Raw genomic sequence first — 10,000 nt, 5'->3', positions numbered from 1 at the left:
TGCAGCATAAAATGCATATTTTCTATGTCGTCAGCATAGTCGAACAGATGAAATAGCAGGGGGGTGGAAATATTATAGGGCAAGTTACCGAAGACTTTTAATTTCTTACCTGGTTGCAGCAATTGGCGGAAATCAAATTTCATCGCGTCAGCCTGGTGTATAGTCAATTTTTCAGCCAGCACAGGGTGTTCCCTCAAGCGCTGAGCCAGATCCCGGTCGAGCTCGACCACTGTCAGATGGCCTGACTTCTCTGCCACTGGTTCTGTAATAGCGCCTAATCCTGGGCCTATTTCGACCAATATGTCTGTGGATTTTGGGTTAATGGCTTTGACTATACGCTCAATCACCACGGGGTCGTGTAAGAAGTTTTGACCAAAACGTTTTCGGGCTGTATGTCCCAGGTGTACTTTATCTGTCATGTGATAACTTGGCTCTTTGCGCTAAATAAATGGCTTGTTCCAGGGCATGGAATAAACTTCCCGGGTCGGCTTTTCCTGTACTGGCTAAATCCAGTGCAGTTCCATGGTCGACAGAGGTTCTGATTAAAGGTAAGCCCAGACTGATATTCACGGAGCGACCGAAACCTTTGTACTTCAACACTGGTAATCCCTGATCATGGTACATTGCCAGTACTGCATCAGCATGGTCCAGGTACTTCGCCTGAAACAAGGTGTCAGCTGGCAAGGGCCCAATCAGGTTCATCCCAGCCGAACGCAGTTCGTCCAGAGTCGGGCTGATGATATCAATTTCTTCCCTTCCCAGATGGCCATCTTCGCCAGCGTGCGGATTTAATCCACAGACATAAATCACAGGCGAATCGATTGCGAATTTATGTTGTAAATCATGGTGTAGCACTGAGATGACTTTTTGCAGACGTTCTTTGGTAATGGCTTTTGCGACATAAGCCAATGGTATATGTGTAGTGGCCAGAGCCACCCTCAAGCCTTGTGTCGCCAGCATCATCACGACATAAGGCGTATTCGACAGATGAGCAAAAAACTCAGTGTGACCACTAAAAGGAATTCCGGCCTTGTTAATAATTCCCTTGTGTACCGGGCCTGTGACTATGGCATCGAATTCGCCAGACATAGATTTTTCGCCAACATAACGCAGGGTATCGACTACATAACGACCATTGGCCTCATTCAACTGGCCTGCGACTACAGGAGCCTCGAGCGCGAAATCAACATAAGAAAGAGTACCGGCTTGTTGCTGTTGCGCTTGCTGATTGGGGTCGTAGGGTAAAAGCTGAAGCGGCAGTTTTAAGGCTGCCGCTCTTTGTTGCATCAGTTCTTTGTTCGCACAAACAATCAACTGTACAGGCCAGTCTTTTTGCGCCAACATCACAGCCAGGTCAGGGCCTATACCGGCCGGCTCACCTGGTGTGATAGCTATCTTTAGGGTCATTCAGTATCCGCCAGTACTTCGATAAAGGCCTGATCACGAAGTTCACGCAGGAAGTTGGCCTGCTCTTCATTGAAGCGACGATTAAACAGCATCCGGTATACCTGATCCTGTTTCTTCTCTGCTGTCATGTCGACCACACGTTTATCCAAAAGTTGTACTATGTGCCAGCCATGTTCAGTGCGGAAAGGTTCGCTGATCTCCTGAATTTTCAGGTTATTCAGGGTGTCACGGAAAGCCGGCACATACATAGCTGGATCGGCCCAGCCTAAATCACCACCTTTTAGCTTAGAGCCCGGATCCTCAGAGTTTTTACTGGCGAATTCGGCGAAATCAGCTTTACCAGCTTTGAAATCCGCCACAAATTGTTTCAGTGTATCTCTGGCTTTTTCCTCGCTCATGATAATAGATGGCTTGATCAGAACGTGACGCGATTTTACTTCGTTCAGCTCTGCAACGTTAGCGCCACGGATATCAAAAATGGTCAGGATGTGAAAGCCAGCACCTGAACGCAAAGGTCCAATCATGTCCGTTTTTTTCTTACCCCGTATAGCGTCAGAGAATAAGGTAGGCATTTCATTGATGTTCATCCAACCCATGTCACCGCCATCCAAAGCTGTGCTGTCGGCAGATGACGCGATAGCCAGCTTTTTAAAATCACTGCCTTCGCGTAACAGCTTAATTACTTTATCAGCGCGATCTTTGGCTTCATTGATCTCTTCAGTACTAGCCTGGTTTGGAATGGAGATCAAAATGTGACCGATGTTATATTGTTCGTTTGAGGCACCTTGTTCTTCCATCACCCGCATCAGATTTTCAATTTCCTGTGGACTAATGTAGATACGACGTTGCACGTTGGCACGTAATACTTCGCCTGTGGTAATTTCTTCGCGGAAGCGTTCACGAAACTGTTGGTAGTCGCCTTCTTCGGCAACTATCCGCTGACGGAATTGCTCCATAGTTAAATTTTCGCCTCGAGCCACGTTCTCCAGGGCTTGATCCAGTTGTGGGTCGGTAATTTGCAAACCCATACGCTTGGCCATTTGCATTTGTAAGCTGTTGCTGATCAAACGTTCGAGGGCTTGAGTGCGTAAAGCACGATCTGAAGGCAAAGTTTGCCCCTGGCTTTGCGCATTACGCTTCACCTTATTGACCATATCTGTCACTTCAGAATCCAGTACTACACCGTTGTTCACGATAGCCGCGACACCGTCGATCTTTTGTTCTGCCGCCTGGCTCGAGAAGACCAGAAATGCGGCCACAGAGCTGGCAATCAAAAGTTGTAACTTCATAGGTTCCTACATTAATTATTTAGTAAATATGGACGTCTATAACCAAAAATTCCGTTTGATAACATGTCGCTGACTGAGAAGCCTGCGCCTTCACCAAAACCTTTTAAAACAAATTGTATGGCAATACCGTTGTCAAAAGTCGGAGGTTGTGACAAATCATTCAGAGCCAATTCAAGGTTAGTATTGATTTGACGCTTAGCGACTACACGCAGTGCCCAGCAACAGGATTCATACTGCAAACCAAAGTTAGCTTCTATCATATGATGCTTGTTGATGTCACGATAATAACTGGCAATCAGTTTCCATTTATCATCTATAGGTGTGGTGCCTAAAAAGCCGACCTGAGCAATTTCGTAATCTGAGACCTCACGACTGTAGCGGTGGTTCAATTGAATTAGGCTTTTATCGTCTGCGATATAGTCCAGCGTCACATTGCTTTTTACCATTCGCTCATTGCTTGAATCATACTGCAATGCTGTATTTAAGTACCAGCCTTTGCTCCAATTCCATAACAGCTCCGATGCCAGCACTGAATCTGCAGGTTGTTTTGCATCCAACAGTGAATTATCTATTGGTTCAGGATCGTCCAAAAAGACGATTTGGCCCAGGCTAAAACGGAACAGTTCAGTATCCTGAGAATCGTACAGTCTGGTGGTCCAGCCTATGGTCAACTGGTTAGTATCCGCAATGCGGTCTAAACCTGAATACCTGTTTTCACGGAATAATCCATAATAGTCATCCTGTAGTCTGGCTGTATCGTACAGACCTATCTTGGACTGATCGCGGTAGGGAATGTAAAGGTACTGCAATTGAGGTTCAAAAGTCTGCAAAGAGCCAGAATCTTGCCATTCAAGCTCTCTTTCCATATTCAGCTTGGCATTGATCTGCACTTTAGGCACAGTTCTGTTGGCTTCTTCCTGCACCAGTTGCTGCTCTTGGTCAGTATTTTGCTGATATCTGGTATGCAGCAAACTGGTTTCTGCAACCAGTTCCACTGCCGGAGTGATTAAAGGCCAGCGTATGCTGGGTTCCAGATGTAAACGATCTGCGCTGTTGATTAGAGCTGCATCATTTCGAAAGTGTGCATATTGACTATGCCAGTTAAACTCAAATCCTGCGGCTAAATCCAGCGGAGTAGCTGAATTCAAATCAACCTGAGGCAAGGCAGCGTATGATGGAGAATAATTTCCCAATATTTCAAAACCTTGTAGCCGAATTTCTGAGTGAAGATAATCGCCAAAATAATTCAGACTGGCCTGTCTATAGAGTTGGGTGTCACTTTGATTGCTGTAATCAGAACCTAGTTCAGATAAATAGGCGTCGTCACTAACGTCGGTAAAATCAACACTGGCACGCCAACGTTCGGACAGATCGCCACTGTGGCTGAAATGTGTGAGATAACGGCTGCCAAAGCCAGCTGGTTTATCATTGTCATCGGGCAAAATTTCTAACTGCAACAGACCATTGTGAGCCTGCGTCAGATAACGGAATTCTGTATTAAGCTGCGCGCCCCTTTTACTCATAAAACGTGGGCTTATAGTGGCATCATAGTTTTCTGCCAGATTCAGGTAATAAGGAGCCGAAAGATCGACCCCCAGCTTTTGCGAGCTGCCAATTTTTGGAAACAATAAACCACTTTTACGCTTATCGCTGACCGGAAAGGTCATGTAAGGTAAATAGAAAACAGGCACATCCTTAATTTTGATCACCGAATGCCAGGCTTCGCCCCAGCCATCATCAGCATTAATGTTGATTTTATCCGCGTGTAAGGCCCAACTGCTGTCGTTTTCAGGGCAAGTGGTGAAGCTGGCTTCGGACAGGTTGATTTGTTTTTTTAACGCGCTCATTTCTTTGGCGTGGCCACGACCTGACTGGCTGATCAATTGATAATCCGCTTCAGTCAAAATAGCTTTGTCTTCTTTTAACTGCGCACTAAAACGGCTGCTGCTGACTTTCAGGTCCTGGCTATAGTACTGAATTCCACCACTGGCGACTAAGGTTTGGTCTTTTTGACTTACCTGAGCATTTACAGCGTTTAACATGGTATCGCGGTACAGTATCTCGATATTGCCGTCGAATAATGCTGTCTGATCCTGCATCATTCGAATGCGATCTGACAAAATTTGTAACCTATTGTCTTTTGCAGACAGAGTGCTCAGCTTAGCTGGCATCTCTATCGCACTGTAACATTGCTCAATAGGTTGAGGTGTTTGCTCTTCTGCATGGGCAATACAAGGAATACCAAGCACCATGATTATAAGGCGATACGTCAGAGAATGAGTCATGCAACCTACTTAATACAATACCTGAACCAGATGAAAATGACCGGAACACCAAGCCAGCTATAATAAATCAATTTTCCGGATCCTGCTAATCCGTTATAGTGCGGCTTTGACCTGATGGAGAGAGTGAAGTGCCGGCCCGAATGCAGTTGATTCAAAGTTTTTTAGCGGCTTGTTTTCCTGGTGAAGTGATTCGGTTGCAACCTATCACCGGAGATGCCAGTTTCAGACGTTATTTCCGTTTCTCCGTCGCTACACAAAGTTATATTTTGATGGACGCGCCCACTCCAGCAGAGGATTGCGGTCGTTTTGTTGCGACCCAGCAAGCTTTTGCCGCCGCAGGTCTTCAGGTTCCACAGATAGTTGCCCAGGATATTCAACAAGGCCTGTTAGTACTCAGTGATTTAGGTGATGTGCTGTTGTTATCCAAACTTTCCGTGGACAGTGCGACAACGCTATACCGTCAGGCTTTGTCACAGCTGCAGCAAGTCCGCTCTGTCAGCCGCACAAGTGCGGGTCCTCTGCCTGTGTTTGACCTGGCATTTTTACTGCGGGAAATGCAGATTTTCATCGATTGGTTTGTGCTGGAACATTTAAAGCTAAGGCTGGATGAACAAGAGCAGGCTATGTTACAACGTCATTTCCAGCTGCTGGCTGATACAGCGTTGCAACAGCCGCAGGCAGGTATGCACAGGGACTACCATGCCCGAAATTTAATGCTGCAACCAGATAAAACACTCGCCGTGATCGATTTTCAGGATGCAGTCACTGGTCCGGTAAGCTATGACGCTGTATCTCTACTGAAGGATTGTTATATCAAATGGCCTGCTGAGTTGGTCAACACACTGCGTCTTGAGTTTTATCACCATCTGCTTGAGCAGGGTGAAGTGTCCACTGATGTGAGCCCACAGCAGTTTAAGCTATGGTTCGACTGGATGGGATTGCAGAGGCACATTAAAGTCTGTGGTATTTTCTGCCGCTTGTACCACCGTGATGGAAAATCAGGTTACTTAGCTGATTTACCGCGCGTCTTCGAGTATGTGCTTGAAGCCACGTCTGATTATCCTCAGCTTCGGGAACTGGATCTGTGGTTAAACCAGAAAGTAAAACCAGCACTGGAGGCTATGGCCTGATATGAAAGCGATGATACTTGCAGCAGGCCGCGGTGAACGTATGCGTCCTTTAACTGATGTGTTGCCTAAACCTCTATTGCCAGTCGCCGGTAAACCATTGATCCGCTATCACCTGGAAGCCCTTAGTGCAGCCGGAGTTAAGGATATTGTGATCAACCACGCCTGGTTGGGACATCTGTTGCCTTTACATCTTGGCTCGGGGCAGGATCTTGGCTTGCATCTTCAATATTCAGACGAGGGGGCCGAAGGTCTGGAAACTGCAGGTGGCATCAAGAGAGCATTGCCTTTATTGGGAGATGCACCTTTTATTGTCGTCAACGGGGATGTATTCACTGATTATCCTTATCAGCAGTTGGCCGATAAACTATCCGCCGATAGCCTGGCTCATTTGGTGCTGGTGCCTAATCCATTACAACATCCAAAGGGAGATTTTGGTATCAACGTCTCGGGTAAGGCACAGGCCGTTGCTAATGAGTGTTTTACTTTTAGTGGTATTGCTATTTACCGCCCGGAGTTTTTTAGTGCTGTGGCTGAAGGGAAACAAAAGCTGGCACCCTATTTGCGACAAGCCATGCAACAAAATCAGATAACGGCTGAACTTTATCAGGGGATCTGGCATGACATAGGTACAGTACAGCGGTTGGAACAGCTATCAGCGCAATTGGAGTCAGCAAATGTGGGGTAAGATCCTTGGTGCTTTGTTTGGCATGGCGCTGTTAAAAATTCCCGGTTTGTTCATTGGTTTGCTGGTTGGGCATTGGTTTGATAAGTCCTATGGTGGTGCTTTCGCCAGTCGGGGTGGTTTTAATGGTTTTTCCCGCGACAGATCAGAAGCTCAAGGTATTTTCCGTTACTCCACTTTTGCCGTGATGGGACATATTGCCAAATCAAATGGTGTTGTCACCCGCTCTCATATTCAGCAAGCAAGCTTATTTATGGAACAACTGGGGTTAACTGCAACGCAAAAGCAAGAAGCACAGGATGCTTTTCGTTATGGCAAGCAAGCAGATTTTCCACTGTTGGAACAACTGGCAGAGTTTAAATCAGCCTACAGGTCCCGACCCGAGATGCTACTGATGTTTCTGGAGATCCAAATCAGTACAGCTTATGTTGATCTGCATTTAAGTCAGGCAGAACAGAAAATTCTACTGCAGGTAGCGTCAGCATTGGGTATTGGCGCTATTCAGCTCGAACAGATGCTTAGTCGGTATGAAGCCGAAGCTCGTTTCGCTAAAAGCAACACCAACAACACCGCTGATGTTGGCAGTCGCCTGGCGGATGCATACAAAATATTGGGCGTCAGTGCCGATAGCTCTGAAGCAACATTGAAGAAGGCCTACAAAAAATTAATGGCGCAACATCATCCGGATAAACTGATGTCACAAGGTTTACCACCGGAACTGATGGAGCTAGCCAAACAAAAAACTCAGGACATTCAGGCGGCCTATGAGTTGATCCGAAAACACAGGGTTTAATCGCGGAAAAACATAAAATAGACGGCACCCATCAGACATAAACCTGCATATACATAATTCCATTTAAATGGCTCTTTCATGTACAGCACTGCAAAAGGAATAAAAACACTGAGTGTAATGACTTCCTGCAAAATTTTTAACTGAGCAAGGCTTAACACCTGATGACCAATGCGGTTCGCTGGCACCATCAGCATATATTCAAACAAAGCTATACCCCAGGACACGGCAATAGCTATGTAAAGGGCCGAGCTCTTAAAATGTTTTAAATGCCCGTACCAGGCAAAAGTCATAAAAATATTGCTGGCGGTCAGCAGCAATACAGTTTGGATTAAAGGCGACATAGTCTGACTACTCCGGGGTACAGCTCAAGGCAATTCAAATGTCGCTCAGTGTAATAGGTTTTTTTTATTGGAAAAGAGGTTTTTAATACCCTTGATAGCTCAGCCAACCATAAATTTCTTTAAATACCCGCTGCTGAGTTTCTGCCTGTGCAATAAGACCACTGATTTGGCGTTGGCGATATAACAATTTTTGCTGCTGTTTTGCTAACTGTTTTCTGAGTTGCCACTGTGCAGCAATTTGCTGATTTCCCTGCTCCTGCATCAGGTCCAGGGTGGGTACCTGTTGTTTGGCTATGGCCATTGGCAAACTGCCTTGCTGTTCTGCTGCGGGCAAATAAGCTTCCAATAGAATCAGAGATTGAGGTTCCTGCAGTTTTTTGTCTGCATAAAGTTGACTAACCAAAGCTGCACTACTGCCCTGAGCTACTACTATCACTGTGCTGTTTTCTGTCATAGCACTGGTCATAGCAACCTCTACACGTTGCTGTAATTGCTCCTTGTATTGGGTCAGACTCGTTAAATCATAATCAAAAGGTGCGTCAGGTACTGCGATGGCCAAAGTGTCCCAGCCATAGTCATTAAATTCTTTACGTAGTAAATTCAGATATTTTGGGCTAGATGCGTGCTGCGACCAATCAGGAACAAATAAAATAGTGCCTTTGGTTTTTGCGGTAAAAGCGGAGCGTTTTAATGCCAGAAAACTGTTTTCTCCAGCAGATAATTCCGTGACTTCGTCAGCGGGCATTTGCCAGCTCAGATCTGCTCTATGCCATTCTTCCATGGTGCTTTGTGCTGCAGCCTGCACATGCAAAGTCAGCAGTATCAAGAGAACTAAGTATTTCGATGACATGGCAATGGCTCTGATTAAATACGTATAAACAGAGTATCGACAGATAGCCCTGAAACTTTATCAGAATGCAGACTTAGTTCTGCAGCGCCATAAAAAAACCGCCTTACGGCGGTTTTTTATCAGCAGTTAGAGATTAACGCTCTACTTTCTCTTTGATTGTTGCAGTAACCACTGCTTCAATACGACGGTTTGCAGCATGTGCAGCAGCTGTGTTGCCTTCAACTTTCGGGCGAGTAACACCGTAGCCTTTCACTGAAACACGGCTTGAACTGATGCCATGTTCATTGACCAGCACTTTAGCTACTGCGTCAGCACGACGCTCTGACAATTTCATGTTGTATGCAGCAGCACCTACGTTAGAGGCATGGCCACCAATTTCAACATCAGTACCTGGGAAACGTTTTAAGAAAGCCGCTAAATCAGCGATTTCTGCGTTGTATTCAGGTTTGATCACTGAAGAGTCATTATCAAACTGAGCTTTTAAAGTGAAATTCACTTCTTTTTCAGTAAAGATTGAACAACCTGTTGCATCTACTTTGTCAGTTGATGGAGTACCAGGGCACAGATCGTTTGAATCAGGCACGCCGTCTTTGTCGCTGTCAGCTACAACGACAACAGGAGCTTGAACTGGTTCTGGAGCCGGGGTTGGTTCGGCCACAACAGGAGCATCACCAAACAATACAGACAGGCCTAATTTGATGTTTGCGTCTGCAAAACTATCACCTATACCCTGTAAACGGTTTGCTTCACCAAACAGAGATACGCGCTCGTTCAGGTATTGACGGTAACCAACACCCATATTCAGCGCTGTGGCATCATCAGTGTTGTCTACGTCAAGGTGCTTTAAACCACCTAAGACATAAAAACCTGTGTTAGTCAGGTTATACATCACGTCAAGACCTACGCGCTCGCCATCGATCTTGTCATCTGTAGTCAGTTGTTCTAAACGCTGCTTAGCGAATTCCAGACGCAATGCCCAGTTTTCATCCAGGTTATAGCCTAATTCAACGCCATAACCCCAGCCTTCATCCATAAATGCCCATTCTGCAGATTCAGTTTTGTCACCGTCTGGCAGATAGTATTCAGTAAAGATAGAACCAAAAGCACGGTCAGTGACTAAAGGTTTTGAACTATCCGCTAATGCCGTAGTCGTAAGTAAAGTTGCCATAATGGCAATTGCGCTAGTACTTAGTTTCATCCATATCTCCTAAGAGGTAAATTGC

Annotated in this window: 10 protein-coding genes; 3 read left to right on the top strand and 7 right to left on the bottom strand. The window is 45.7% G+C overall.

Annotation, left to right across the window (positions count from 1 at the left end; translation table 11 throughout):
- From LDL40_RS04695 to LDL40_RS04680, 4 genes are all read right to left on the bottom strand, one after another.
- On the bottom strand, positions 1–419 hold a 419-nt coding region (locus LDL40_RS04695; protein ID WP_300994000.1), incomplete at its 3' end, for an rRNA adenine dimethyltransferase family protein.
- Positions 409–1,407 carry a 4-hydroxythreonine-4-phosphate dehydrogenase PdxA gene (gene pdxA, locus LDL40_RS04690; RefSeq protein ID WP_300993999.1) on the bottom strand — a complete coding sequence of 333 codons (999 nt, stop codon included), beginning with the start codon at positions 1,405–1,407 and terminating at the stop codon, positions 409–411. The genes pdxA and LDL40_RS04695, both read right to left, overlap by 11 nt.
- Positions 1,404–2,696, bottom strand: a complete 1,293-nt coding sequence (gene surA / locus LDL40_RS04685) for a peptidylprolyl isomerase SurA (protein WP_300993998.1) — start codon at positions 2,694–2,696, stop codon at positions 1,404–1,406. The genes pdxA and surA overlap by 4 nt, the downstream gene beginning before the upstream one ends.
- 11 nt (positions 2,697–2,707) lie before the next feature.
- Complete coding sequence (locus tag LDL40_RS04680; protein WP_300993997.1) at positions 2,708–4,981, bottom strand: LPS assembly protein LptD; 2,274 nt, start codon at positions 4,979–4,981, stop codon at positions 2,708–2,710.
- Between the two features lie 140 nt (positions 4,982–5,121).
- Between LDL40_RS04680 and LDL40_RS04675 the strand changes: the two genes are divergently transcribed.
- From LDL40_RS04675 to djlA, 3 genes are read left to right on the top strand one after another with little or no spacing between them, the layout of a single operon-like run.
- Positions 5,122–6,111 carry a phosphotransferase gene (locus LDL40_RS04675; RefSeq protein WP_300993996.1) on the top strand — a complete coding sequence of 330 codons (990 nt, stop codon included), beginning with the start codon at positions 5,122–5,124 and terminating at the stop codon, positions 6,109–6,111.
- Between the two features lies 1 nt (position 6,112).
- Complete coding sequence (murU, locus tag LDL40_RS04670; protein WP_300993995.1) at positions 6,113–6,796, top strand: N-acetylmuramate alpha-1-phosphate uridylyltransferase MurU; 684 nt, start codon at positions 6,113–6,115, stop codon at positions 6,794–6,796.
- Positions 6,786–7,586, top strand: a complete 801-nt coding sequence (gene djlA, locus LDL40_RS04665; RefSeq protein WP_300993994.1) for a co-chaperone DjlA — start codon at positions 6,786–6,788, stop codon at positions 7,584–7,586. Before murU ends, djlA begins: the two co-directional genes overlap by 11 nt.
- On the opposite strand, the gene LDL40_RS04660 is transcribed toward djlA, so the two are convergent.
- From LDL40_RS04660 to LDL40_RS04650, 3 genes are all read right to left on the bottom strand, one after another.
- Positions 7,583–7,927 carry a DMT family protein gene (locus tag LDL40_RS04660; protein ID WP_053424181.1) on the bottom strand — a complete coding sequence of 115 codons (345 nt, stop codon included), beginning with the start codon at positions 7,925–7,927 and terminating at the stop codon, positions 7,583–7,585. The genes djlA and LDL40_RS04660 overlap by 4 nt on opposite strands.
- 82 nt (positions 7,928–8,009) lie before the next feature.
- Positions 8,010–8,777: a DUF3530 family protein gene (locus LDL40_RS04655; protein WP_300993992.1), complete on the bottom strand. Its 768-nt coding sequence runs from the start codon at positions 8,775–8,777 to the stop codon at positions 8,010–8,012.
- A 133-nt stretch (positions 8,778–8,910) separates the two neighbouring features.
- The gene (locus tag LDL40_RS04650) at positions 8,911–9,975 is read right to left on the bottom strand and encodes an OmpA family protein (RefSeq protein ID WP_300993991.1); all 1,065 of its coding nucleotides are present in this window, start codon (positions 9,973–9,975) and stop codon (positions 8,911–8,913) included.
- Positions 9,976–10,000 lie beyond the last annotated feature (25 nt).

The organism is Rheinheimera sp., from assembly GCF_020217005.1.
GTDB lineage: Bacteria > Pseudomonadota > Gammaproteobacteria > Enterobacterales > Alteromonadaceae > Pararheinheimera.
Note: the sequence above shows the minus strand (reverse complement) of the source record. Positions and strands in the feature narration are given on the sequence as shown.